Origin of the sequence: Streptomyces sp. NPDC047085 (assembly GCF_040643735.1) — a bacterium.
Taxonomy (GTDB): Bacteria; Actinomycetota; Actinomycetes; order Streptomycetales; family Streptomycetaceae; genus Streptomyces.
Genome location: NZ_JBEYUW010000015.1, coordinates 104,369 through 128,518, shown reverse-complemented (window position 1 = coordinate 128,518; position 24,150 = coordinate 104,369). Strand labels below are relative to the sequence as shown.

At 70.8% G+C, this 24,150-nt stretch carries 19 protein-coding genes and 1 pseudogene; 16 read left to right on the top strand and 4 right to left on the bottom strand.

Features of this window, described 5'->3' with window-relative positions:
* The first annotated feature begins 23 nt into the window (after nt 1–23).
* The 7 genes and pseudogenes from ABZ865_RS36205 (at nt 24) to ABZ865_RS36175 (ending at nt 9,900) form a co-directional block, all read left to right on the top strand.
* Nucleotides 24–1,574 (top strand): DUF4192 family protein, encoded by a 1,551-nt coding sequence (locus ABZ865_RS36205; RefSeq protein WP_361239931.1) that lies wholly within the window; start codon nt 24–26, stop codon nt 1,572–1,574.
* Between the two features lie 231 nt (nt 1,575–1,805).
* A pseudogene (locus ABZ865_RS36200) lies at nt 1,806–2,332 on the top strand (glycogen debranching protein); the annotation flags it as partial.
* Nucleotides 2,333–2,462: 130 nt separating this feature from the next.
* Complete coding sequence (locus ABZ865_RS36195; protein WP_361239929.1) at nt 2,463–3,221, top strand: NUDIX hydrolase; 759 nt, start codon at nt 2,463–2,465, stop codon at nt 3,219–3,221.
* Between the two features lie 160 nt (nt 3,222–3,381).
* A complete protein-coding gene (locus tag ABZ865_RS36190) occupies nt 3,382–5,841 on the top strand; it encodes an ATP-binding cassette domain-containing protein (protein WP_361239927.1) in 2,460 nt (819 codons plus the stop codon).
* A gap of 162 nt (nt 5,842–6,003) precedes the next feature.
* Nucleotides 6,004–6,891 (top strand): FadR/GntR family transcriptional regulator, encoded by an 888-nt coding sequence (locus ABZ865_RS36185; protein ID WP_361239925.1) that lies wholly within the window; start codon nt 6,004–6,006, stop codon nt 6,889–6,891.
* Between the two features lie 463 nt (nt 6,892–7,354).
* Nucleotides 7,355–8,899 carry an RNA polymerase sigma factor gene (locus ABZ865_RS36180; protein ID WP_361239923.1) on the top strand — a complete coding sequence of 515 codons (1,545 nt, stop codon included), beginning with the start codon at nt 7,355–7,357 and terminating at the stop codon, nt 8,897–8,899.
* 140 nt (nt 8,900–9,039) lie between these two features.
* Nucleotides 9,040–9,900, top strand: a complete 861-nt coding sequence (locus ABZ865_RS36175) for a serine protease (RefSeq protein ID WP_361239921.1) — start codon at nt 9,040–9,042, stop codon at nt 9,898–9,900.
* Nucleotides 9,901–9,999: 99 nt separating this feature from the next.
* On the opposite strand, the gene ABZ865_RS36170 is transcribed toward ABZ865_RS36175, so the two are convergent.
* Complete coding sequence (locus ABZ865_RS36170; RefSeq protein WP_319145717.1) at nt 10,000–10,230, bottom strand: hypothetical protein; 231 nt, start codon at nt 10,228–10,230, stop codon at nt 10,000–10,002.
* Between the two features lie 436 nt (nt 10,231–10,666).
* Here ABZ865_RS36170 and ABZ865_RS36165 point away from each other — a divergent pair, with 436 nt between their 5' ends.
* From ABZ865_RS36165 to ABZ865_RS36140, 6 genes are all read left to right on the top strand, one after another.
* Nucleotides 10,667–12,790: a DNA topoisomerase IV subunit B gene (locus ABZ865_RS36165; protein WP_361239919.1), complete on the top strand. Its 2,124-nt coding sequence runs from the start codon at nt 10,667–10,669 to the stop codon at nt 12,788–12,790.
* 636 nt (nt 12,791–13,426) lie between these two features.
* A complete protein-coding gene (locus ABZ865_RS36160) occupies nt 13,427–13,948 on the top strand; it encodes a DUF1453 domain-containing protein (protein ID WP_361239917.1) in 522 nt (173 codons plus the stop codon).
* A complete protein-coding gene (locus ABZ865_RS36155) occupies nt 13,945–15,096 on the top strand; it encodes a histidine kinase (RefSeq protein WP_361239915.1) in 1,152 nt (383 codons plus the stop codon). Before ABZ865_RS36160 ends, ABZ865_RS36155 begins: the two co-directional genes overlap by 4 nt.
* Nucleotides 15,093–15,779 (top strand): response regulator transcription factor, encoded by a 687-nt coding sequence (locus ABZ865_RS36150; protein WP_361239913.1) that lies wholly within the window; start codon nt 15,093–15,095, stop codon nt 15,777–15,779. The genes ABZ865_RS36155 and ABZ865_RS36150 overlap by 4 nt, the downstream gene beginning before the upstream one ends.
* Before the next feature lie 69 nt (nt 15,780–15,848).
* Nucleotides 15,849–16,397, top strand: coding sequence for a DUF485 domain-containing protein (locus ABZ865_RS36145; protein WP_361239912.1), 549 nt, complete (start codon nt 15,849–15,851; stop codon nt 16,395–16,397).
* Nucleotides 16,394–17,986 carry a cation acetate symporter gene (locus tag ABZ865_RS36140; protein ID WP_361239910.1) on the top strand — a complete coding sequence of 531 codons (1,593 nt, stop codon included), beginning with the start codon at nt 16,394–16,396 and terminating at the stop codon, nt 17,984–17,986. Before ABZ865_RS36145 ends, ABZ865_RS36140 begins: the two co-directional genes overlap by 4 nt.
* 45 nt (nt 17,987–18,031) lie before the next feature.
* On the opposite strand, the gene ABZ865_RS36135 is transcribed toward ABZ865_RS36140, so the two are convergent.
* Nucleotides 18,032–18,724, bottom strand: a complete 693-nt coding sequence (locus tag ABZ865_RS36135) for a response regulator (protein ID WP_361239908.1) — start codon at nt 18,722–18,724, stop codon at nt 18,032–18,034.
* A 158-nt stretch (nt 18,725–18,882) separates the two neighbouring features.
* Between ABZ865_RS36135 and ABZ865_RS36130 the strand changes: the two genes are divergently transcribed.
* From ABZ865_RS36130 to ABZ865_RS36120, 3 genes are all read left to right on the top strand, one after another.
* Nucleotides 18,883–19,698, top strand: coding sequence for an ABC transporter ATP-binding protein (locus ABZ865_RS36130; RefSeq protein ID WP_361239906.1), 816 nt, complete (start codon nt 18,883–18,885; stop codon nt 19,696–19,698).
* Nucleotides 19,688–20,551, top strand: a complete 864-nt coding sequence (locus ABZ865_RS36125) for an ABC transporter permease (RefSeq protein WP_361239904.1) — start codon at nt 19,688–19,690, stop codon at nt 20,549–20,551. Before ABZ865_RS36130 ends, ABZ865_RS36125 begins: the two co-directional genes overlap by 11 nt.
* Before the next feature lie 75 nt (nt 20,552–20,626).
* Nucleotides 20,627–21,688 carry an ABC transporter substrate-binding protein gene (locus ABZ865_RS36120; protein WP_361239902.1) on the top strand — a complete coding sequence of 354 codons (1,062 nt, stop codon included), beginning with the start codon at nt 20,627–20,629 and terminating at the stop codon, nt 21,686–21,688.
* Between the two features lie 42 nt (nt 21,689–21,730).
* On the opposite strand, the gene ABZ865_RS36115 is transcribed toward ABZ865_RS36120, so the two are convergent.
* On the bottom strand, nt 21,731–22,411 hold the full coding sequence (locus ABZ865_RS36115) for a response regulator (RefSeq protein WP_361239900.1): 681 nt from the start codon (nt 22,409–22,411) through the stop codon (nt 21,731–21,733).
* The gene (locus tag ABZ865_RS36110; protein ID WP_361239898.1) at nt 22,408–24,144 is read right to left on the bottom strand and encodes a sensor histidine kinase; all 1,737 of its coding nucleotides are present in this window, start codon (nt 24,142–24,144) and stop codon (nt 22,408–22,410) included. The genes ABZ865_RS36115 and ABZ865_RS36110 overlap by 4 nt, the downstream gene beginning before the upstream one ends.
* Nucleotides 24,145–24,150: the final 6 nt, after the last annotated feature.

Here is a 24,150-nt window from a genome sequence, read left to right as displayed (position 1 = left end):
AAGATCCGCGAGATCGTCGGCGCATGACGAATCACGGCGAAACCACAGGACCCTTCGAAAACGGCGACATCACGGGAGGAACACCGCTCGACGGACCGTCCGCGCACGACAGTCAGGTCACTCTGCGCACCCCGGCCGAGCTGGCCGACGCCCTGCCCTACCTGCTCGGCTACCGCCCCGAGGACAGCATCGTCCTGGTCGCTCTCCACGACCGGGACGGCGGAGGACGCTTCGGCGGCCGTGCCCGGCTCGGCATCCCGGCGAGCGAGGAGGACTGGGAGGCGGCCGCACGGCAGCTGGCCAAGGGGCTGGTGACCGGCGGCGAGCGACGGGGCGCCCGGCCCGAGCAGATGGTCGCCTACGTCTGCCAGGAGCCACGTCCCGGCGAATCGGGCCGCGACGTCAAGGTCCGGCTCGGCCCGCTCGTGCACAGTCTGCGGACCGCCTGCGGCAACCTCGACGTGCCCGTGGTCGAGGCACTGTGCATTTCGGACGGCCGCTTCTGGTCGTACGTCTGCCCGATCGTGGGATGCTGCCCGGAGGAGGGCACGCCGATGGGCCTGCCCGGCACCTCGGTGCTGGCCGCGGCGGCCACCTACGCCGGGATCCAGGTACGCGGCACGCTGAGGGAGTTGCGCGCCAGGATGCTGCCCTGGGAGACCTCCGCAGCTTTGGAGCAGGAGATCGCCCTGGACGCGGCCGGCATGTCCCTGGTGCCCCGCATCCTGGACGACGCGCACCGCGCGGCTGTGGCGCAGGAGACCCTCGACCTCGCCGAGGTGATCATCCGCCGTTTCGCGGCGGCACCACCGGTCTCCGGCGCCCACCCGGCGGACCTGCGTGACGACGCCCTGCTCGCGCACGACGAAGCGGCGACCCTGATCCTCGGGCTCCAGGACCGTACGACCCGCGACCAGGCCGCCGCCTGGATGGAGGGCGACGAGGCCGGCCCGGCCCTGCGACTCTGGCGCGCACTCGCCCGTCGATGCGTCGGGCCGTACGGCGAGCACGCCGCGGCCCCGCTGACCCTGGCAGGCTGGGTCGCCTGGTCGACCGGCGACGAGTTGGAGGCCCGCGAGGCCCTGGCGATGGCCCTGGGCGCGGATCCCGACTATCTCTTCGCCCGCCTGCTGCACCAGGCCTGCAACGAGGGGCTCGACCCCGAGGCGATCCGCCGCTGCCTGCGCGCGGAACGGGCCGGACGGGCACGCGAGGGCGTCATGGGCGACACCGATGCCACGTCGGAGACGGCTCCGGACCGGTCTTCGGGCACTCTCACCGAAGCGCCCGGAGCAGAGGGCCGAGGCGACGGCGGTGCCGAGCAGACCTCGGGGGTCACGTCTCGCCGCCGGCGGCGAACGCGGTCCACGGAGGCCGGCGCCACCGGTACCGGCCCGGCACGAGCAGAGGGCGGACGGCGGCGCCCGACCGGCTCCCGCCCCCAGCAATCCGCCACCGCACCCTCGCATCCGGGCCGCACGAGGCCGAGCGCCACGCGCACGCGTACCGGCGACGGCACCGGCAGTGGAACCCAGGCGGGCAGGGGGCGCCGTGAGACCGAGGGGGATGGGTGAGAGCCGGTCAGGGGAGTGGTGACCGAAGTCAGGAGCGGTCCGCTCTCAGCAGCGCGGACTGCTCAAATCCTGCAGGTCGCCGGGGCCCTGCCCGCTCGGAGCCGACCCGGCCGGCCCGCCGGCGTCGCTCGTGTGGTCGGGCTGTACCACCTGTCCTGCTGCTGTGCCGAGCCCAGCGTGGTTCCTACGGCGTGCTCGACCTTCCGCCGGCCTCCCCGGGCCCGCTTGGCGCAGACCGAGCACCTCGCCCGGTTGCTCGGTGGCCCCGCGATGGACACGGGCTGGGGGCTGCGCGGCCTCGGCGCCAAGGAGGCGGGATACCACCCGTTCGGTCACAGGACCGGAGCGGTGCGGGTCCAGGAGACCGCGCTCGCCGTCTCGGGACTGGCAGCGGCCGGCTACGAGAAGGCGGGCGACTTCATGCGAGGGCTGCTCGAAGCCGCGGCGCACTTCGGTCACCGGTTGCCCGACATGTTCGCGGGGGAGCAGCGTTCCGCCGGGAGGGCTTCCGCGCCGCACCCCGCGCCTGTCGCCCTGCGGCCACGGCCGCCGCCCCGCGCTACTGGTCCTCGCCGCTCTCGCCGACGTCCGTCCCGACGCGCCCGCCCGCACCGTCACGCTGCGACCCGTGCGGAGCCCCCGGCGAGATCGGCCTCACCGGGTTGCGGGTCGCCGGAGCTCCCTTCGCGGTGCGGGTCGGCCGACTGGGACTCGCCATGGTCGAGGAGGTGGCAGACGCCCTGCGATTGGGAGCGTGACCTCGTACGACGCGAACGACAGGACCAGCAGGAGGCGATGCTGCGCCCCATACCGCAACGAAGCGGATCCACCCTCGATGCGACCGACGAAGGGAGTGTTTATCGTCAGGAAGACGACTATGATCGCGGCATGCCCTACGACCCGTCAGCGTTCCCGCCCTTTGCCGTCACCGTGGACCTGGTCGTGCTGACCGTGCGCCGCCATGCCCTGTGCGCGCTGGCGGTACGCAGGGGCGAGCCGCCGTTCCAGGGGCGCTGGGCGCTGCCCGGCGGCTTTGTACGGGCCGACGAGGACCTGTCCCAGGCGGCGGCGCGTGAGCTGGCCGAGGAGACCGGGCTGTGCGCCCATGATCCAGCAGCCCCGGCTCAGGACAACGGCGCCCATCTGGAACAGCTCGCCACCTACGGGGACCCGAAGCGCGACCCGCGGATGCGTGTGGTCAGCGTGGCGCACCTCGCCCTCGCCCCCGACCTGCCCGCACCCCGGGCAGGCGGCGACGCGAGCAACGCGCGTTGGGCACCGGTCGAGGAGCTCCTCCAGCAAGGCGGATACGGCCGTGACGGCGAGCCCGTGGCGCCGCTCGCCTTCGATCATGCCCAGATCCTCGCCGACGGGGTGGAACGGGCCCGCTCCAAGATCGAGTACTCGTCGCTGGCCACCGCCTTCTGCCCGCCCGAGTTCACCGTCGGGGAGCTGCGCCGCGTCTACGAGGCGGTCTGGGGCGTGGCCCTCGACCCGCGCAACTTCCACCGCAAGGTCACCGGAACGCCCGGGTTCCTCGTCCCGACGGGCGGCACGACCACCCGGCAGGGCGGGAGGCCGGCCCAGCTCTTCAGGGCCGGCGGCGCCACCCTGCTCAACCCCCCGATGCTCCGGCCCGAGGTGTGACGCGCCGGCGCTCGACTGCCTGTACGGCGTTGGGAGCGGCGTGGCTCGCCCCGCTCCCAACCCCCTGATCCCTCGAACGGCTCACCCGGGTTGCATCGCCCGTCACGCCACCTGAGAGCAGATCTGGCGATACCCGAAAAAACGGACATCTCGCGCTATCTTGCTTTGGGTGATCCAGGCCTTCGGACTGACCAGCAACCCCCGCAAGGCGCACCCGCCCGCCGTCGACGACGTCTCCTTCGAAGCGCGCGCCGGCCGCGTCACCGCGCTTCTCGGCGCGACGGGCGCGGGCAAGACCACGGTGCTCAGGCTGATGCTCGAACTCCAGCAGGGGCGCGGCATCACCTACTTCAGGGGGCACCCCCTGCACCGGATCGCCCACCCGTCCCGGGAAGTCGGCGTGCTCCTCGGCGATGTACCCGGGCATCCGGCCCGCTCCGTGCGCGGCCATCTGCGCATGCTCTGCGCGGCAGCCGGAGTCCCGGCCCGACGCGCCGACGAGGTCCTCGAAGTGGTCGGGCTCGTCAGCCTCCGCGAGGAACGGCTCGGCACCCTGTCGCGCGGCATGGACCGCAGGCTCGGCCTCGCCTGCGCCCTGCTGCCCGACCCCCACACGCTCGTCCTGGACGAGCCCACCGACGGTCTCTCCGCCCGTGAGGCGCGCTGGCTGCACAGCATGCTGCGGGCACACGCCACCCAGGGCGGCACGGTGCTCGTCACGACGGCCGACCCCAAGGAAGCCGCGCGCACGGCCGACCGCGTCGTGACCCTCGACGGCGGGAGGCTCGTCGCCGATCAGGAGGCCAAGGAGTTCGCCCGCACGCGGCTGCGCCCGCGAGTGGCCGTCCGCAGCCCCTACGCCGCGCGCCTGGCCGCCCTGCTCACCAAAGAGGCCCGCACCGCGCACCGCTCTGTCGAGGTCGTGCGCGAGGGCGGCAACCGCCTCTCGGTGTACGGCAGTACGACCGCCGCCATCGGCGAGATGGCCTTCCGGCACGGCATCCTCGTCCACCAACTCGCCGACGAGGTCGGAGACATGGGGCCAGGCGGCGGGACAGGGCCGGAGGCTGAGGCGGATTCGGACAGCGATGCGGTGCCGGGCGCACTGGAGCAGGTCGCTCCGGAATCCTCCCCGGATAGAGTGGCGCTGGCCGGCTCCAGCGCCGGCTTCGGTTCGGGCGCCGATGGCGTGCGAGGGGAGCAGAGTGCCGGGCGCCCCCAGGCCGGGGCCGGCATCTCGGCGCAGGACAAGAAGCGGGCCGTACCCAGCATCTCCTTGGTGGAGCAGAAGCAGGACGGCGGCGGTAGGTGGCCGTCGGTCGGGCACCCCCGCTGGCACGACTCGATGCCCAATCGCACCGAGAGTAACGACAGCACCATCAGTGCCTCGACCGTCAGTACCTCGCCCGAAGACGCGTCGACAGCCGCCGACACCTCCAGAGCCGAGAAGGCCTCGGTCAGTAAGGCCAGTACGGCCAGTGCAGCCGGCTCAGGATCCGATGGCACAGCCGTCGACGCCGCCGCCTCAGGTGCCGTAGGCGCGACGGACGAAGGCGCCCGCCCCCTGCCCGTCGCCGCCCTCGCGAGCGCCGAGCGCCTCCGCTCCGCCGAAGGCACGCGGGAGACGGGCCTCCCGGCGACCTCTGCCGCCCCCGAGGCGCAGGCCGACACCCCGCATCCCGTTGCCGCGACCGTTCCCGTCGGCGACGCTCCCGCAACCAGCACCTCGCTCCCCGGTGCCAGGACCCCCGGCGCCCGCCGAAGCGAGGCCGGCCGCCCTCCGCGCTCCGCTGAAGACCGTGAGCTGGACGCGCTGTCCGTCCTTCCGCCTCCCATCTCCGTCCGTCCCGCCTCGAGCCCCCTCCGCCCCCTGCGCTACGAACTGCGGCGTGCCACCGGTACCGGTACCGGTTTCCTCACCTGCGGCGCCGTGCTGGTGGTGTCCGCCCTCACCGCCGTAGTCCTGGCCCGGCTCGGCCATACTCCGCAGGCGCGGCTGTTCGCCGCGTGGCCGCGGGAGCTGCCGTTGCCGCCCGTGGCACTCGCGGCCGGGCTGCTCGGCGCGCTGGCCTTCGGAGACGAGTTCCGCCACCCCGCGCTGGCGGCGGACCGCGGCACCGTGCCCCGTCGGCTGGGGCTGCTCACCGCGAAACTCCTCGTCTCCGGAGCCACCGCCGTGCTGCTGGCCTTCCTCGGTCTGGGCTGTGACGCCGAAGCGCTCTATCTCGTCTACGGTCGGGAGCTGACACAAGTTCCCGCGGACTGGCTTTCGCTGAGCGCGAGTTGGTTCGGGCTGGTGATCGGCTGCGCCTGGGCCGGTGTGCTCGCGGCCGGTGTCTTCCGCTCCACCACGGCGGGCCTCGCCGCGGTCCTCGCGGTACCGGTCGTCGTCGTACCGCTCGTGCACAAGGTGCTCGGCGGCCCGGCCGTGCGGGCCGCCGCCGGTCTTCCGGTGCGGATGCGGGAGGTCTTCCTGCTGCAGTGGCCCTTCGGGGGTGAGCGCTATCTGCTCGCCGCGGCCCGGGTGATCGCCCAACCTGTGGGTGGCGCGCTGACGTTGTCGCTCACCGCGCTGCTCTGCGCGTATGTGTTCACGACGCTGCGCGTCAGGGCCCGGTGACGGAGTTCCGTATGGTTCCCGTCCTGCTGTGCGCACAACTCCCCGGAGAAAGCCCATTTCTTTCCGATAAGGCGTCAATTGCGACGGGGTGAGCGATCACCCTTTCGTGTGCTTTTCACCAAAGCCCTCAAGGGAGTTGGAGGCGAGGCCGACAAAGGATCCGTGAGTACCCTTGCGCACACCATGATGACCGCCGCCCGCTCCACCGACTCAGGTCTGGTCGGCCCGGGCGAACTCGACCGCTACCCCTACGCCGAGGCCCCGGCGACCGACCGCGTCGGAGCACCCTCCTGGGAGGGAGCGGACCCCGAGCTGGGCCGCGTGAGCCGGCGCGCCGCAGGCAGCCGCGGCCGCGGGCTGCACGGCCAACTCGTCCAGCAGCTGGGGCAGATGATCGTCTCCGGCGACCTGGGCGCGGACCGCCCGCTGGTGCCCGAGGAGATCGGCCAGCGCTTCGAGGTCTCCCGCACCGTCGTCCGAGAGTCGCTCCGCGTCCTGGAGGCCAAGGGCCTCGTCAGCGCCCGTCCGAACGTCGGCACGCGCGTGCGCCCCGTCAGCGACTGGAACCTCCTGGATCCGGACATCATCGAATGGCGGGCCTTCGGCCCGCAGCGCGACGACCAGCGCCGCGAGCTCAGCGAACTGCGCTGGACGATCGAGCCGCTCGCCGCCCGCCTCGCCGCCGGGCACGGCCGTGAGGAGGTGCAGCAGCGCCTCTCGGACATGGTCGAGATCATGAGCCATGCCCTAGCGCAGGGCGACGCGCTGACCTTCTCGCGCGCCGACACCGAGTTCCACACGCTGCTCATCCAGATCGCGGGCAACCGCATGCTGGAGCACCTCTCCGGGATCGTCTCGGCCGCGCTCCAGGTCTCCGGCGGGCCGGTCACCGGATGTGACCGGCCGAACGAGGCCTCGCTCGCGCAGCACGCGCGGATCGTGGACGCGCTGGGCACCGGCGACGGGTCGGCGGCCGAGGCCGCCATGCGCCAGCTGCTCACCGTCCACCCCGAGGTGGAGCGCGTGGTGCCGGCCCCGCGCGAGCACTGAACCGCGCCGAAGGCGGTGCGGTCATCGGTGTGCCGCGTTCTCGTGGTTCTGCGTTCTCGTGGTTCTGATGCCGCGCCGGGCCCGGGTCCCGGCCGTCGCCGGACCCCGCCGGATTCCGCGAATTCCGGTGGGGCCCGGCGGTGCGACGGGCCGCCCGGGCCCGCGGGGTGGTTCCTGCGGGATGGTCTCGGTCGGATGGAGGAGAACCATTTCGCTCATATCTGACCGTTTTTGACCGCTTACGGGGTGTGACTCGGGCCACGCAGATTGGGCGTAACGCTCGCGGAAGCAACGCGATGACCTAATAGGTGACAGCCGCGGAGGGAATACGGACGCCATCACAGGCGCTGTGATTCTTCCCGGCCCACGCCCGCGCCGTCGGCCCATCCCCAGGCCGGTGGTCGGCTCCTGTCCACTGTGGATGGGGCCGGAAGCCGCTTTCCAACGTTCCGAGAGGTTGTTCGTGTCGGCCAGCACATCCCGTACGCTCCCGCCGGAGATCGCCGAGTCCGTCTCTGTCATGGCGCTCATTGAGCGGGGAAAGGCTGAGGGGCAGATCGCCGGCGACGATGTGCGTCGGGCCTTCGAAGCTGACCAGATTCCGGCCACTCAGTGGAAGAACGTACTGCGCAGCCTCAACCAGATTCTTGAGGAAGAGGGTGTGACGCTGATGGTCAGTGCCGCAGAGCCCAAGCGCACCCGAAAGAGCGTCGCAGCGAAGAGCCCGGCGAAGCGCACCGCCACCAAGACGGTCGCGGCGAAGACGGTGACCACCAGGAAGGCCACCGCCAGCACAGCTGCAGCCCCGGCCGCGCCCACCGCTCCGGTCGCCGACGATCCCGCCGAGGAAGCCGCACCCGCCAAGAAGGCCGCAGCCAAGAAGACGACCGCCAAGAAGGCGGCCGCGAAGAAGACCGTCGCCAAGAAGACGGCCGCGAAGAAGACCACGGCCAAGAAGGACGACGCCGAGCTTCTCGAGGAAGAGGTCCTCGAGGACACCAAGGTCGCCGACGAGCCCGAGGGCGCCGAGAGCGCGGGCTTCGTGCTCTCCGACGAGGACGAGGACGACGCGCCTGCCCAGCAGGTCGCCGCGGCCGGTGCCACCGCCGACCCGGTCAAGGACTACCTCAAGCAGATCGGTAAGGTCCCCCTGCTCAACGCCGAGCAGGAGGTCGAGCTGGCCAAGCGCATCGAGGCGGGCCTGTTCGCCGAGGACAAGCTGGCGAACTCCGACAAGCTCGCCCCGAAGCTCAAGCGCGAGCTCGAGATCATCGCCGAGGACGGCCGGCGCGCCAAGAACCACCTCCTGGAGGCCAACCTCCGTCTGGTGGTCTCCCTGGCCAAGCGCTACACCGGCCGCGGCATGCTCTTCCTGGACCTCATCCAGGAGGGCAACCTCGGTCTGATCCGCGCGGTGGAGAAGTTCGACTACACCAAGGGCTACAAGTTCTCCACGTACGCCACCTGGTGGATCCGTCAGGCGATCACCCGCGCCATGGCCGACCAGGCCCGCACCATCCGTATCCCGGTGCACATGGTCGAGGTCATCAACAAGCTCGCGCGCGTGCAGCGCCAGATGCTCCAGGACCTGGGCCGCGAGCCCACCCCGGAGGAGCTGGCCAAGGAACTCGACATGACCCCGGAGAAGGTCATCGAGGTCCAGAAGTACGGCCGCGAGCCCATCTCGCTGCACACCCCGCTGGGTGAGGACGGCGACAGTGAGTTCGGTGACCTCATCGAGGACTCCGAGGCCGTCGTCCCCGCCGACGCCGTCAGCTTCACGCTCCTGCAGGAGCAGCTGCACTCCGTCCTGGACACCCTGTCCGAGCGCGAGGCCGGCGTCGTCTCGATGCGCTTCGGTCTCACCGACGGTCAGCCGAAGACCCTCGACGAGATCGGCAAGGTGTACGGCGTGACGCGTGAGCGCATCCGCCAGATCGAGTCCAAGACCATGTCGAAGCTGCGCCACCCCTCGCGTTCGCAGGTGCTGCGCGACTACCTCGACTAGGTCGTCACTCACGCCCAGGTCGTACGCGTACGACGGCGAAGGCCCGGTTCCCCACCGCGGGAGCCGGGCCTTCGTGCTGCGGGCTTCGGCGCGGTGGATGACTCTGGGTGTTCCAGTACCACCCTGAGTGAGGAGTCAGCATGCGCCGTTCCGTTGTCCGGACACTGATCCGGCCGCTGGTCCTGGCGGCCGCCATGAGCGCCATACCCCTGGTCGGAGCTGCCCCGTCGGTTGCCGGCAGCGTTGTGGTCGGGGGATTTCCGATAGACGTCTCCCAGGCCCCGTGGACGGTGGCGCTGTCCAGCCGTGACCTGTTCGGGGGTACGCGGGCGGGGCAGTTCTGCGGCGGCGTGGCGGTCGCGCCGACCACCGTGCTCACCGCGGCCCACTGCCTGGCGGACGACGTCCTGGGGGCGCCACCGAACCAGGTGCGCGACCTCAAGGTCATCGCGGGCCGCACCGACCTGCTGTCGGGCGACGGCGAGGAGGTCGCCGTCCAGGACGCCCGGGTCAATCCCGGCTACGACGCCGTCACCAACGCCGGCGACTTCGCCGTACTCACGCTTGCCCAGCCCCTGCCGCAGAGCGCGGTCGTGACCATGGCGGCCGCCGGAGACCCGGCGTACACGCCGGGTACGGAGGCGTTGGTCTCCGGATGGGGCGACACGAGCGGAGTCGGCTCCTATGCACACAGCCTCCATGGGGCGCGCGTGCACGTGCTCGCCGACGATCTCTGTGCCAAGGCCTATCCGGGTGGCCCGGACGGCGCCTACCGGGCCGACTCCATGCTCTGCGGCGGAGAGGCCGCAGGGGGCCCGGACGCCTGCCAGGGAGACAGCGGTGGCCCGCTGGTGGCCGGGGGACGGCTGATCGGGCTGGTGTCCTGGGGGAGCGGCTGCGGGCGGCCGGGGAACCCCGGTGTCTACACGCGCGTGTCCGACGTCGTACGCCTGCTGGGAACGGGGGCCGGAGACCCACAAGGGGCCAAGGCGCCCTCCTGAGGGCGCTCTCGGGGTATGAGCGCGGGCGGCCGCTCCTGTGGAGGAGCGGCCGCCCGTTCACCGGCCTGTGCCGGGGCTGGCTCGTCGTGGTTGCGAGATTCAGCGCTCTTCTTCGGAAGCGGTGCCGGGGGCGGCCGTCAGCCGCTCCGTCTCGTCCTGTATCTCAGCGGCGATCTTCTTGAGTTCCGGCTCGAACTTGCGACCGTGGTGGGCGCAGAAGAGCAGTTCTCCGCCGCTGAGCAGCACGACGCGCAGGTATGCCTGGGCGCCGCAGCGGTCGCAGCGATCGGCGGCCGTCAGTGGGCTCGCGGGGGTCAGAACAGTAGTCACGTCGCCTCTTCTCTAGCTCGACGAGCTGTCGTACCAGGGTCAACATCCAACCAGTCCGAAAACGTTCCCGCTCGGGGCTTTTTCTCGAAAGAATCTTTCCGGGGCGGCTGTCTGCTGCCGGTTGGCGGCGAATGTGCCGTAGTGCGTGTCTTGTGTGCTTTACGGTTTCGCGCTCGGTCTCGGTCCTCCCGGCCGGGTTGCCGGTTGTTCATGAGGACGTGCCCGGAGCCTAAATGGTTCATGCCTCCAATGGAACGTGATGTGTGCTTCACTCCATCGAGGGATCGAACACTCATGCGAGTGTGGACTAGTCTGAGTTTCCCGATGAGGGTGGCGTTACACCGGCTCTACCAGGCCTCGGTACCCTCTGAGCGGCGACCGAAGCCGCCCCGCACCCAAACGGGGCCCACCTGAAATTCAGCGAGGAGCGAACCGCGTGACCGCCGACACGTCCGTGCCGTCCACAGCGCTGCTGGCAGGAGCAGACCGGGACGGTTCCAACTACACCGCGCGGCACCTGCTCGTACTCGAGGGTCTCGAGGCCGTGCGCAAGCGCCCGGGCATGTACATCGGCTCGACCGACAGCCGCGGTCTGATGCACTGCCTGTGGGAGATCATCGACAACTCCGTGGACGAGGCCCTCGGCGGCTACTGCGACCACATCGACGTGATCCTCCACGACGACGGCTCCGTCGAGGTCCGGGACAACGGCCGCGGCATCCCCGTGGACGTGGAGCCCAAGACCGGCCTGTCCGGCGTCGAGGTCGTCATGACCAAGCTGCACGCCGGCGGCAAGTTCGGCGGCGGCTCCTACGCGGCCTCCGGCGGTCTGCACGGCGTCGGCGCCTCCGTGGTCAACGCGCTCTCCGCGCGCCTAGACGTCGAGGTGGACCGCAGCGGTCACACCCACGCCATCAGCTTCCGGCGCGGCGTCCCGGGTGCCTTCGCGGGCAACGGTCCGGACGCCAAGTTCGAGGCCAAGAACGGCCTCGCCAAGGCCAAGAGGATCCCCAAGACCCGCACCGGCACGCGCGTGCGGTACTGGGCCGACCGGCAGATCTTCCTCAAGGACGCCAAGCTCACCCTGGAGACCCTGCACCAGCGCGCTCGCCAGACCGCGTTCCTGGTGCCCGGCCTGACCATCGTCGTCCGCGACGAGTTCGGCCTCGGCGAGGGCGGCAGCAAGGGCGAGGAGTCCTTCCGCTTCGACGGCGGCATCAGCGAGTTCTGCGAGTACCTGGCAAACGACAAGCCGGTGTGCGACATCCTCCGCTTCTCGGGCAAGGGCACCTTCAAGGAGACCGTCCCGGTCCTGGACGAGCACGGCCAGATGACGCCCACCGACGTCACCCGCGAACTCGGCGTGGACATCGCGCTGCGCTGGGGGACCGGTTACGACACGACCCTGCGGTCGTTCGTGAACATCATCGCCACTCCCAAGGGCGGCACCCACGTCGCCGGCTTCGAGCAGGCCATCACCCAGACGATGAACGACGTGCTGCGCGCCAAGAAGATGCTGCGCGTGGCCGAGGACAACATCGTCAAGGACGACGCCCTGGAGGGCCTCACCGCCGTCGTCACCGTGCGCCTGGCCGAGCCGCAGTTCGAGGGCCAGACCAAGGAGGTCCTCGGCACCTCGGCGGCCCGCCGCATCGTGAACAACGTGGTCACCTCGGAGCTGAAGGCGTTCCTGACCTCCACCAAGCGGGACGCGGCCGCCCAGGCCCGGGTCGTCATGGAGAAGGTGGTCGCCGCCGCACGCACGCGCGTGGCCGCTCGCCAGCACAAGGACGCCCAGCGGCGGAAGACCGCCCTGGAGTCCTCGTCCCTGCCGGCCAAGCTCGCCGACTGCCGCAGCGACGACGTCGACCGCAGCGAGCTGTTCATCGTCGAGGGCGACTCCGCACTCGGTACGGCGAAGCTCGCACGGAACTCCGAGTTCCAGGCGCTGCTGCCGATCCGGGGCAAGATCCTCAACGTGCAGCGGTCGTCCGTGACCGACATGCTCAAGAACGCCGAGTGCGGCGCGATCATCCAGGTCATAGGAGCGGGCTCCGGCCGCACCTTCGACATCGACGCGGCCCGCTACGGCAAGATCATCATGATGACCGACGCCGATGTGGACGGCTCCCACATCCGCTGCCTGCTGCTGACCCTCTTCCAGCGCTACATGCGGCCCATGGTCGAGGCGGGCCGGGTCTTCGCCGCGGTGCCGCCGCTGCACCGCATCGAGCTGATCCAGCCGAAGAAGGGCCAGGACAAGTACGTCTACACGTACTCGGACCGCGAGCTGCGCGACAAGCTGATGGAGTTCAAGAGCAAGGGCATCCGGTTCAAGGACTCCATCCAGCGCTACAAGGGTCTGGGCGAGATGGACGCCGACCAGCTGGCCGAGACCACGATGGACCCGCGTCATCGCACCCTGCGCCGGATCAATCTCTCCGACCTCGAGGCCGCCGAACAGGTCTTCGACCTGCTGATGGGCAACGATGTGGCCCCGCGCAAGGAGTTCATCTCCAGCTCGGCGGCGACCTTGGACCGCTCGCGCATCGACGCGTAACCGCTGCGCTGGGCTTCGGCCGACCGTGGTGCTTGTCGGCGCCGCGGTCGGCTGGTGCGTCGGTCGCCTGGTGCGGCTGCGGTCGGCCCGTGTGGTGGCGGTGGCCGGGGCTTCGACTGGTGTGGTGGCGGTGGCCGGAGCTTCGGCCGGTGCGGTGGCGGCTCGCCGTGGTGGCGGGCCGGGGCCCAGGCGCCGGAGCGGTGGTTCGCCGCCGCACCGGCCGATGAGCCGGGCTGCCGTTTGATCTGTCGCCGACTTCCCGCGGTCAGATCCGATGCCCCGCCTGCCGCCTGCCGCCTGCCGCCTGCCGCCTGCCGCCTGCCGCCTGCCGCCTGCCGCCTCTCGCTCTGTCTCCGCGGACTGTTGTTTCTCTACGGCCCTCCCCGTGCCGGCGCCTCCCGCCCCGTGCCCCGACCGAACCCAGGCCGAGCGGGCAAGTCGCACCCTCGATCCGTCGAGCCGTCGCTACGGCCTCCTCGCCGCAGATGTCTCCACCCGTGGGTGGAGGTCGGCGGCTCGTGGGGTTCCACCCGTGATCCACCCCGGCTCCGATCTCCCGACCTGCGAATTTCCGTAACTTCGAAGGCGTCGGCAGCGCTCGCTCCCGACACCACCTTCTCGCTCACGGAGGCTGCGATGTCCGGGCTCGTCAACGCGTTGGTGATCGTGGCCGTCGTGGCCATTGTGATCGTGCGGCAGTTCCGCGCCCGCGCGATCGACACCGACCGGCGCTGGTGGCTGCTGCCCGTGATCCTCGCGGTCATGGCGGTGCACGGGGGCGGCGTGCTCGACGTCCACCACCGCACCGGATCCGCCGCTCTGCTCGCCGTGGAGCTGCTCATAGGCCTGGCCACCGGCGCCGGCTGGGCCTGGACCAGCCGGGTGTGGGCGGCGCCGGACGGTGTCGTCTGGAGCAAGAGCACAAAGGCGAGCATCGTCGTATGGGGCGTTGGCATAGCCCTGAGGGTCGGCGTCTTCGCCCTCGGCCGAGGGCTCGGCATACACCAGGACACTTCCGCCCTCATGCTCGGCCTCGCCGTCACCCTGCTGGTCCGAGCGGGGATCGTGACCTGGCGGGCCCAGTCCCTGGGCTCCGCGAGCGGTTCGGCACCGACGTACGGTGACGAGGTTCGGTCGGCCCGGAAGGAGCTTGTGTGACGGAGAACGCCTGGACCCACTGGCCGTCGCGCGAGGCGCTGGGCCGTGCGGGAACCAGCAGGCCCCGACGCCTGATCGCCTGGGCTGTCCGGCTGCTCGTGCTCGGATTGCTCCTGTGGGGGGCCTTCCACCAGAAGCACGTCGGCATCGCGGGCGCACTCGCCGGAGCCGCCGGAGTGGCGCTGGCGGGCGTCGTCTCCTGGGCTTTCTTCCGCACCACCTACGAGCACCGCCTGATCCCGTCCCTGGCGCTCCTGAGCGTGCTGTTGGGCTTGGCGCTCCTCGCTCAGGCCACGGGCTTCAGGGAACCCGCACTGGTGATCTGGTGCGGCTGTGGAGTCGCTGCTTTGGAGCGGCTGCCCCTTGCGGCCGCCCTGCCCGTGACCTCGTTGGCGCTGGCTTCGTACTCGGCGTTCAACAAGGACGTGTGGCTGACCACGGCTGCCACCGCGGCGGGAATGGCCCTGGCCGGCTACGTCCTGCGGCTGGACGCGGAGGCCCGGGGCCAAGCGCAGCGGCTGCTCGCCCAGGAGCGGGCCGCGCGGGCCGCCGAGGCGGAGTCGGCGGCGCTGGCCGAGCGGGCGAGGATCGCGCGGGAGATCCACGACGTGCTGGCGCACAGCCTCTCGGCGCAGCTGGTGCACCTGGAGGCGGCTCGGTTGCTGATCGAGCGCGACGCCGACCGGGAGCAGATCCTGGAGCGGGTGGTGGCCGCTCGGGGGATGGCCCGCGACGGCCTCGCCGAGACGCGGCAGGCCCTGTCGGCTCTGCGCGGCGACCTCAGCCCGCTGGAGGACTTCCTGACGGAACTCGTCAGTGCGACCGACGGCGCCGAGGTCACCGTCACGGGTGAGCGCAGGCTTCTCTCGGCCGAGGCGTCCCAGGCCGTGCGGCGGGTGGCGCAGGAGGCGATGACGAACGTCCGCAAGCACGCCCACGGCTCCAAGGTACGGGTGCGGCTCGACTACACCGAGCGGGAAGTGACGTTGAACGTCCGGGACTGGGGAGGTCGGCCGGGAGAGTTCTCGGGATCCGGCGGCGGGTACGGTCTGCTGGGTATGCGGGAGCGCGCCGAGCTGCTGGGCGGCTCGCTGGACGCGGGTCCGGACGAGGAGGGGTTCGTGGTGACGCTGAAGGTGCCCGTATGACGGAGACGGAGGGAGCGAGGAAGCCCGCGCGGGTGGTGGTCGCCGACGACCAGACCGTGGTCCGGGAGGGCATCGTGATGCTGCTCGGGCTGCTGCCCGGAGTGGAGGTCGTGGGTTCGGCGGGGGACGGTGAGGATGCGGTGCGGCTGGTCGGGGACCTCGCGCCGGATGTGGTGCTGATGGATCTCCGGATGCCCCGCTGCGACGGCGTGGAGGCCACGCGGCGGATCCGGGCGGAGTATCCGGGGACCCAGGTCGTGGTGCTGACCACGTTCGCGGACGACGAGTCGCTGTTCCCAGCGCTGCGCGCGGGAGCGCGGGGCTACCTCACCAAGGACGCGGGCGGTGACGAGATCGTGCGTGCGGTGGAGAGCGTCCTGTCGGGGGACGCGGGACTGTCGCCGAGTGTCCAACGCCGGTTGCTGGAGAGGCTGTCGGAGCCCGAGGCCGAGCCGGCGGCGCCACCGGAGGCGCCCGACGGGCTGACGGCGCGGGAGACCGAGGTGCTCGTACTGATCGCCGAGGGTCTGACCAACCAGGAGATCGCCCGGGCACTTCATGTCTCCACCGCGACAGTGAAGACACATATCAACAACCTCTTCGCCAAGACGGGCCTCAAGGACCGGGCGCAGGCGGTGCGTTACGCGTACGGAAAGGGGCTGGTGCGGCCGCCGACGAAGTGAATCACCTGATGGGGTGAAGAGCTGGGGGAAGAAGAGTCAGGGATCTTCCCGATCTGTCCATCCTTGGGCATGCAGTCAAGCAACGGTCGTCCCCACGGGACCGGGGACGGTCCCGAGAGTTCGGCCGAGAACCAGGACGAAGACGGCGTGGCCTCCCGCGGCGTGCGGTACGAGGACCCTTGGTACGACGCGCTGGCCTCGGGCTGGGGCGAGTTGGACGGCACGGGCAGGCCGGCACCCGTCGTACCGTCCGCCCGCGGGGAGCGGGACGGAGCGGCTGTTCGCGCCCGCGACGTGTATGCCGAGGTGCAGCGCAGCGAGGCATTCCAGGAGGTGCGCAGCCGGTACCGGAGGTTCGTGGTGCCGGGGGTCGCCGCCTTCCTGGTCTGGTACGTGGGGTACGTGGTCGCCGCGACGGCTGCGCCCGGCTTCATGGCCCGGCCCGTGGTGGGGGCGGTGAACGTGGGGATGCTCGCGGGGCTCGGGCAGTTCCTCAGCACGTTCCTGCTCACCTGGGCCTACGCCAGGCACGCCCGGCTGCGCCGGGACCGGGCCGCGCTGGAACTGCGCTGGGACACCCAGGAACTGACCCGTGGCGCTCAGGGAGGTGCCTCGTGACCGGTGATCACCAGACGCTGGCGCTGGTGCTGTTCAGCGGGTTCGTGGCCGTCACGCTGGGGATCACCACGTGGGTGAGCCGCAGGCGGCACGGGTCGGCGGAGGAGTTCTACGCCGGCGGGCGGCTCTTCTCCCCGATGGAGAATGGTTTTGCCATCGCAGGTGACTACATGTCGGCGGCTTCCTTCCTCGGGGTCACGGGGCTCATCGCGCTGTTCGGCTACGACGGGATGCTGTACGTGGTGGGGTTCCTCGTGGCCTGGCTGGTCGTGCTGTTCCTGGTGGCGGAACTGGTGCGCAACTGCGGGCGGTTCACCCTGGCCGACGTGGTGGCCGCGCGGATGAGCGAGCGGCCGGTGCGGATCGCCGCGGGAACCTCCTCGGTCACCGTGTCCGTTCTGTATCTGGTGGCGCAAATGGTGGGCGCGGGCAGCCTGGTGGCGCTGCTGCTGGGGCGGACGAGTGGGGCGGCCCAGGTGTGGGCGGTCATCGGGGTCGGCGCACTCATGGTGATCTATGTGTCGTTGGGAGGGATGCGGGCCACCACCTGGATCCAGATCGTGAAGGCGGTCCTGCTGCTCGGCGGGACGATCGTGCTGACCGTGCTCGTCCTGGTGCGGTTCCACGGCGACTTCGACCGGTTGCTGGTCACGGCCGCCGAGCGCAGCGGGCACGGGGAGGCGTTCCTGGCGCCGGGGCTGAAGTACGGCGGGGACTGGACCGCCCGCCTGGACTTCATCAGCCTGGGGCTCGCGCTGGTGCTGGGTACGGCGGGCCTGCCGCACATCCTGTCCCGCTTCTACACCGTGCCGACCGCGCGGGCCGCCCGGCGCTCGGCGGTGTGGTCGATCGGCCTGATCGGTGGCTTCTACCTGATGACGATCGTGCTGGGGTTCGGGGCGGCCGCGATCGTGGGCCCTGAGGCCGTGCGCGGGTCGAACGCGGCCGGGAACACGGCCGTTCCGCTGCTGGCGCTCGACCTGGGCGGCGGTGCGTCGTCCACTGGTGGAACGGTTTTGTTCGCGGTCGTCGCCGCCGTCGCCTTCGCCACGATCCTCGCCGTGGTCGCCGGGATCACGCTCGCCTCCTCGGCATCCGTGGCCCACGACCTGTACGCCTCGCTCAGGCGCTCGCGGGCCAAGGCGCGCAGCGAGGTGGCGGTGGCGCGGATCGCCGCGGTCGGGATCGGCGTCGTCGCGATCGCGCTCGGGCTGCTGGCCCGCGACCTCAACGTCGCCTTCCTGGTGGGCCTCGCCTTCGCCGTGGCCGCGTCGGCGAACCTGCCGGTGCTGCTGTACTCGCTGTTCTGGCGCGGCTTCACCACGCGCGGCGCGGTGTGGGCCGTATACGGAGGGCTGATCCCCGCGCTGGGGCTGGTGCTGCTGTCGCCGGTGGTGTCCGGCAGCCCGGGAGCGCTCTTCCCGGACGTCGACTTCCAGTACTTCCCCTTGCAGAACCCGGGCATCGTCTCCATCCCGCTCGGCTTCGTCGCCGGCTGGCTGGGCACGATCACCTCCGACGAGGTCGCCGACGAGGCCAAGTACGCGGAGACAGAGGTGCGGTCACTGACGGGTGCCGGAGCCGTCTGACCAGCGGCGCCGACATCGCCGTAACCGTCCACGGCTTCGGTTCCGCTACGGCGCCAGCCAGGCGTACCGGTGCTCCGGGCGGCCGGTGTCGCCGTACTTGAGGGAGAGCCGCAGGCGGCCCGCCTGTTCCAGGTGGCGGAGGTAGCGCTGGGCCGTGGAGCGGCTCAGACCCGTCCTGGTCGCGACCTCGTGGGCCGACAGCGGTTGGTCCGCGCTGTGCAGGACTCCGCAGATGAGGTCCGTCGTGGGTTCCGAGTGGCCGCTGGGCAGGCCGGGCGCGGACGGCGCCGGGGCGGTGCGCAGGGCGCCGAAGATCCGGTCGACCTGTTCCTGGCCCGTCAGTCCCCGGCCGCCCACCCGGTCGACGGTGCGGCGCAGGGCGGCGTAGGAGTCCAGGCGGCTGCGGAGGGCGGTGAAGGTGAAGGGTTTGACCAGGTAGTGCAGGGCGCCGAGCCGCATCGCCTTCTGGACGGTCGTCACATCGCTGGCCGCCGTGATCATGATGACGTCGGTGCCGTGGCCCTGTTCCCGCATGCGGTGGACGAGTTCGAGGCCGGTCTGGTCCGGCAGGTAGTGGTCCAGCAGTACCAGGTCGATGGCGCCGCGCTCGACGGCGGTCAGGGCCTGGGCGGCGCTGTGCGCGCGGGCGGTCACCCGGAAGCCGGGAACCTTTCCCACGTACTTCGCGTTTATCTCTGCGACGCGGAAGTCGTCGTCCACGACCAGGACGTCAATCATCAGGCCTCTCCTTCAAGGCCGGCGAGCGTTAAGCCCGTGTTTCGTGCTCCGCAGTTGTAGCGCGAGCAAAATGAGCACAACAGGTTCTTGCGAGCAAAAGAACGGCTTGTGCTCACAAGACTGCTGCTGTGGCCGGGGCCACACCTACCGTCCCGGCCATGAGCACAGACACCAGCCCCGCCATCGAGCTACGGGGCGCGAGCAAAACCTTCCGGACCCCGTCGGGGGGTCTGCACACGGCCGTGCGCGGACTGGACCTCACCGTGCGGCGCGGTGAGTTCGTGGCCGTCGTCGGGCCGACCGGCTGCGGCAAGTCCACCACGCTGACCCTGGTCAGCGGCCTGGAGGAGCCCACCGAGGGCGAGGTGCTGGTGGCCGGGGCGCCGGTCGACGGCGTCGGCGACAAGGTCGGTTTCGTCTTCCAGCAGGACGCCACCTTCCCCTGGCGGACCGTGCTGTCCAACGTCATGGCGGGTCCCCGCTTCCGGGGCGTGCCGAAGGCGGAGGCCAGGGAGAGGGCTCGTGAGTGGCTGGCTCGCGTGGGCCTCGCCGCGTTCGAGGACCGCTACCCGCACCAGCTCTCCGGCGGGCAGCGCAAGCGCGTCGCCCTCGCCGCCACCTTCGTCAACGACCCCGAGATCCTGCTCATGGACGAGCCGTTCTCCGCGCTCGACGTGCAGACCCGGGCCCTGATGTCGGACGAACTGCTGGAGCTGTGGGAGGGCACCGGCGCCTCCGTCGTCTTCGTCACCCACGACCTGGAGGAGTCGATCGCGCTGGCCGACAAGGTCGTCGTGATGACCGCCGGGCCCGCGACCGTGAAGCAGGTCTTCGACATCGACCTGCCCCGGCCGCGCAAGGTCGAGTCGGTGCGCCTGGAGCCGCGGTTCATCGAGATCTACCGCGAGATCTGGGAGTCCCTCGGCGAAGAGGTCCGCATCACCCGCGAGAGGGGTGCCGCTCATGTCGCCTGACGTCCTCAGCACACCGGTCGTCGACACGGCCAAGACCCCGGACCGCGCGCAGTCGCGGGCCCAGGCCGCCCGTAGACGCAAGGCACTCGTGGCCGGCGCACGGGTGCTCCTCCTGGTGGCCGTGCTCGGTCTGTGGGAGTGGCTGTCCCGGGCCGGGGTCATCGACCCGTTCAACTTCTCGATGCCCTCGAAGATCTGGGACCAGATCTGGACCTGGGTGATGCACGGGACCGCCCAGGGCTCCCTCGGCGAGCAGATCTGGTACACGCTCCACGAGGCGCTGCTCGGCTGGGGGCTCGGTGTGGTCGCCGGCGTCGTGTTCGGTATCGCGCTCGGGCGGATCGCCTTCCTCGCCGATGTCCTTGGTCCATACATCAAGGTGCTCAACTCGATCCCCAGGATCGTCCTCGCCCCGATCTTCGTGATCTGGTTCGGGCTCGGCCCCGCCTCCAAGGTCGCCTCGGCCGTGGTGCTCGTCTTCTTCCCGGTGTTCTTCAACGCCTTCCAGGGCGCCCGCGAGGTCGACCGCAACCTGGTCGCGAACGCCCGCATCCTGGGCGCCAGCGACCGAAGGGTGACGCTCCAGGTCGTCATCCCGTCGGCCACCTCGTGGATCTTCACCAGCCTCCACGTCAGCTTCGGCTTCGCGCTCATCGGCGCCATCGTCGGCGAGTACATCGGCGCCACCAAGGGCATCGGCCTGCTCGTCGCCCAGTCCCAGGGCACCTTCAACGCGGCCGGCGTGTACGCCGCCATGGTCATCCTCGCGGCCGTCGCACTCGTCGCCGAGGGCCTGCTGACCTTCGCCGAGTCCCGCATCTTCCGGTGGAAGCCGGCCGGCTCGGACAGCTGACCGAGCCCCGCCAGACACCCCCCACAGACTCCGTTCCCATCCCCGCACCGCCCTCTCACAAGGACGTGAACCACCATGCGCAAGACCGCCAGATACGCGTCGCTGGCCGCCGCCGGCCTGCTCGCTCTGACCTCCCTCACCGCCTGCGCCAACGACGCGGCCGGCACCGCCTCCAGCGGCTCCGGCAGCAAGGGCGACGGCAAGGGCGAGAAGGTCAAGATCATGGTCGGTGGCCTGGACAAGGTCATCTACCTGCCCGCGATGCTCACCCAGCGGCTCGGCTACTTCGACGCCGAGGGCCTCGACGTGGAACTGCTCAGCGAGCCCGCCGGCGTCCAGGCCGAGACCGCGCTCGTCTCCGGCCAGGTCCAGGGAGCGGTCGGCTTCTACGACCACACCCTCGACCTGCAGGTGAAGGGCAAGGCCGTGGAGTCCGTCGTGCAGTTCTCCCACGCGCCCGGCGAGGTCGAGATCGTGTCCACCAAGGCGGCGGGCGACGTCACCTCGCCCAAGGACTTCAAGGGCAAGAAGCTCGGCGTCACCGGCCTCGGCGCCTCGACGGACTTCCTCACCAAGTACCTGGCGGTCAAGAACGGTGTGCAGGTCAACGAGTTCACGCCGGTCGCGGTGGGAGCCGGCCCGACGTTCATCGCGGCTCTTCAGAAGGGCGCCATCGACGCGGGCATGACGACCGACCCGACCGTGGCGACGATCCTGTCGAAGAAGGCCGGCAAGGTGCTCATCGACATGCGAACCCCCGAGGGGTCGCAGGAGGCGCTGGGCGGGCCGTACCCGTCGTCAAGTCTGTACATGCAGACGGACTGGGTTAATGCACACAAGGACACCGTCCAGAAGCTGGTCAATGCATTCGTCAAGACGCTCACGTGGATGTCCACCCACAGCGCCGACGAGATCGCGGCCAAGATGCCCGCCGACTACTCCCAGGGTGACAAGACGCTCTACGCCGACGCGATCAAGAGCACGCTGCCGATGTTCACCAAGGACGGCGTGATGCCCGCCAACGGCCCCGAGACCGTCGAGAAGGTCCTCAAGGCGTTCAACCCCAACATCAAGAACGCCAAGGTGGACCTCGGCAAGACGTACACGACCGAGTTCGTCGAGAAGGCCGCCAAGTGACCGCTCGCTGACACAGTCACCGACACTCCCGCTGACGTCCTGTCAGGCGCGGGTCGCCCACACGTAACGGTGTTCCGGGCGGCCCGCGTCGCCGTATTTCAGGGTCAGCCGGGCCCGTCCGGTGCGCTCCAGGAGTTTGAGATAGCGCTGGGCGGTCTGCCGGCTCACCCCGGTCCGCTCGGCGATCTCCTGGGCGGACAGCGGCCCCTCGGCGCTCATCAGGGACTGGCGCACCAGTTCGGCGGTGGTGGGGGAGTGCCCCTTGGGCAGCTCCGGTTCCGACGGTGCGGACAGGGCGCGGAAGATGCGGTCCACCTCGGCCTGTTCGGCCTCGCCGCCGCCGTCCAGGGTGCGGCGCAGCGTGGCGTACGCCTCCAGCTTGGCCCGCAGCCCCGTGAAGCCGAACGGCTTCACCAGGTACTGCAGGGCGCCGTGCCGCATGGCCGCCTGGACGGTCGACACGTCCCGTGCGGCCGTCACCATGATCACGTCGGTCTGATGGCCCCGCCTGCGCATCTCCTGGACGACCGCGAGCCCCGTGTCGTCGGGCAGGTAGTGGTCCATCAGGACCAGGTCGAGCCGGGGCAGGGTCTCCAGCCGGTGCAGCGCCTCGGCCGCGTTGTGCGCCTCGCCGGCGACATGGAAGCCGGGCACCTTCTCGACGTAGGCGGCGTTGACCCGGGCGACCCGGGCGTCGTCGTCCACGACCAGGACCTCGATCATCGCGCCTCCTCCTCGGCACCGGCCGGACCGTCGACGGGAACGGCACCGGCCTCCCCGGACGACCTGGCGTTCGGCAGGAGCGCCCCGGACTCCCCGTATCCGGTGAGCGCGGGCGTCAGTTCCGGCTCGGACAGGGCCTCGGGCAGGACGACGGTGAACTCCGCGCCCCCGCCGTCCGCCGCGCCCACCGTCGCGCTCCCGCCCTGCCGTTCGGCGAGCCGGCGCACCAGCGAGAGACCTATGCCGCGCTTGCCGTGCGCGGGCGGCTTCTTCGTGGACCACCCCTCGGTGAAGACCAACTCCCGTTGGTCCTCCGGGATGCCGGGCCCGGTGTCGTGCACGCGCAGGACGACCGTACGTCCCTCGGTGCGCAACTCGACCTCCACGCGCGCGTGCAGGGTGCCCGCGACCGCGTCGAGCGCGTTGTCCACCAGGTTGCCCACGACCGTGACCAGCCCACGGGGGTCGATCAGCCGGTCCGGGAGCAGGGTGCGCTCCGACACCCACAGGGCCACTCCGCGCTCGGCCGCGACGGTGGCCTTGCCGACCAGCAGCGCCGCGAGCAGCGGGTCCTGGATCTTCTCCGTGACCTGCTCGGCGGTGACCCGGTGGTCGCCGACGACCTCGCCGACGAACTCCACGGCGTCGTCGTACATCTCCAGTTCCAGCAGGCCGAGCAGGGTGTGCATGCGGTTCGCGTGTTCGTGGTCCTGCGCGCGCAGGGCGTCGATCAGACCGCGCGTGGAGTCGAGTTCGCGGCCCAGCTGCTCCAGCTCGGTGCGGTCGCGCAGGGTGGCCACGGCGCCGCCGTCGTCGGTGGGCATACGGTTGGCCACCAGGACGCGCTGCCCGCGCACGGTGAGCAGATCGGTGCCGGTCACCCGCCCGGCCAGGACGTCCGTGGTACGCCCGGCGCCGAGCGCCTCGTCGGGGGACAGTCCGACGGACTCGTCGCCGATGCCCAGCAGTCGTCGCGCCTCGTCGTTGAGCAGGCGTATCCGGCCGCCCCGGTCCAGGGCGACCACGCCCTCCCGGATGCCGTGCAGCATCGCCTCGCGCTCCGCGAGCAGCGCGGAGATGTCGGAGAAGGCCAGGTCACGGGTCTGCCGCTGGACCCTGCGGGAGATCAGCCAGGCGGCCAGCGCGCCCACCGCGAGGGCGCCGCCGGCGTACGCGAACAGCCCCGGGATGGCGCTGATCAGCCGGGCGCGCACGCTGTCGTAGGCGATGCCGACCGACACCGCGCCGACGATCCGGTGATCGGCGTCGTACAAGGGCACCTTCCCGCGCGCGGAGCGTCCCAGGGTGCCGTTGTCGATCTCCATGACGTTCTTGCCGGCCAGGGCGTCGCTGGGGTCGGTGGAGACAGGGTGGCCGATCTCGCTCGGGGTGGGGTGCGACCAGCGCACCCAGTTCCGGTCCAGCACCACGATGTACTCGGCGTGGGTGGCGTACCGGATCCGCTCGGCCTCCTTCTGCACCGGGCCGTTCCTGGTCGGCGGGGTGGTGAGGACGCCCTCGGCGATCTGCGGGTCCTGCGCGGTGGTCTGTGCGATGGCCAGCGCGCGGCGCATCGCCTCCTGGTCCAGCTGCTTGCTCAGCGGCGCGAGGAAGAGCCCGGTCGCGAGCACCGCGACTCCCGCGGCGATCGCCACCTGCATCAGCAGGACCTGCGAGAAGACCCGCCGTGGCAGACCGAGGCGCAGGCGGCGTGCGGGGGGAGTGGGGCTCATACGCAC

Bases quoted from the DNA above. Each gene is read 5' to 3' on its own strand.
- ABZ865_RS36205 (WP_361239931.1), top strand. From the start codon at position 24: ATGACGAATCACGGCGAAACCACAGGACCCTTCGAAAACGGCGACATC.
- ABZ865_RS36135 (WP_361239908.1), bottom strand. From the start codon at position 18,724: ATGATTGACGTCCTGGTCGTGGACGACGACTTCCGCGTCGCAGAGATA.
- ABZ865_RS36195 (WP_361239929.1), top strand. From the start codon at position 2,463: ATGCCCTACGACCCGTCAGCGTTCCCGCCCTTTGCCGTCACCGTGGAC.
- ABZ865_RS36145 (WP_361239912.1), top strand. From the start codon at position 15,849: ATGCAGTCAAGCAACGGTCGTCCCCACGGGACCGGGGACGGTCCCGAG.
- ABZ865_RS36120 (WP_361239902.1), top strand. From the start codon at position 20,627: ATGCGCAAGACCGCCAGATACGCGTCGCTGGCCGCCGCCGGCCTGCTC.
- ABZ865_RS36160 (WP_361239917.1), top strand. From the start codon at position 13,427: ATGTCCGGGCTCGTCAACGCGTTGGTGATCGTGGCCGTCGTGGCCATT.
- ABZ865_RS36150 (WP_361239913.1), top strand. From the start codon at position 15,093: ATGACGGAGACGGAGGGAGCGAGGAAGCCCGCGCGGGTGGTGGTCGCC.
- ABZ865_RS36130 (WP_361239906.1), top strand. From the start codon at position 18,883: ATGAGCACAGACACCAGCCCCGCCATCGAGCTACGGGGCGCGAGCAAA.
- ABZ865_RS36110 (WP_361239898.1), bottom strand. From the start codon at position 24,144: ATGAGCCCCACTCCCCCCGCACGCCGCCTGCGCCTCGGTCTGCCACGG.
- ABZ865_RS36115 (WP_361239900.1), bottom strand. From the start codon at position 22,411: ATGATCGAGGTCCTGGTCGTGGACGACGACGCCCGGGTCGCCCGGGTC.
- ABZ865_RS36125 (WP_361239904.1), top strand. From the start codon at position 19,688: ATGTCGCCTGACGTCCTCAGCACACCGGTCGTCGACACGGCCAAGACC.
- ABZ865_RS36175 (WP_361239921.1), top strand. From the start codon at position 9,040: ATGCGCCGTTCCGTTGTCCGGACACTGATCCGGCCGCTGGTCCTGGCG.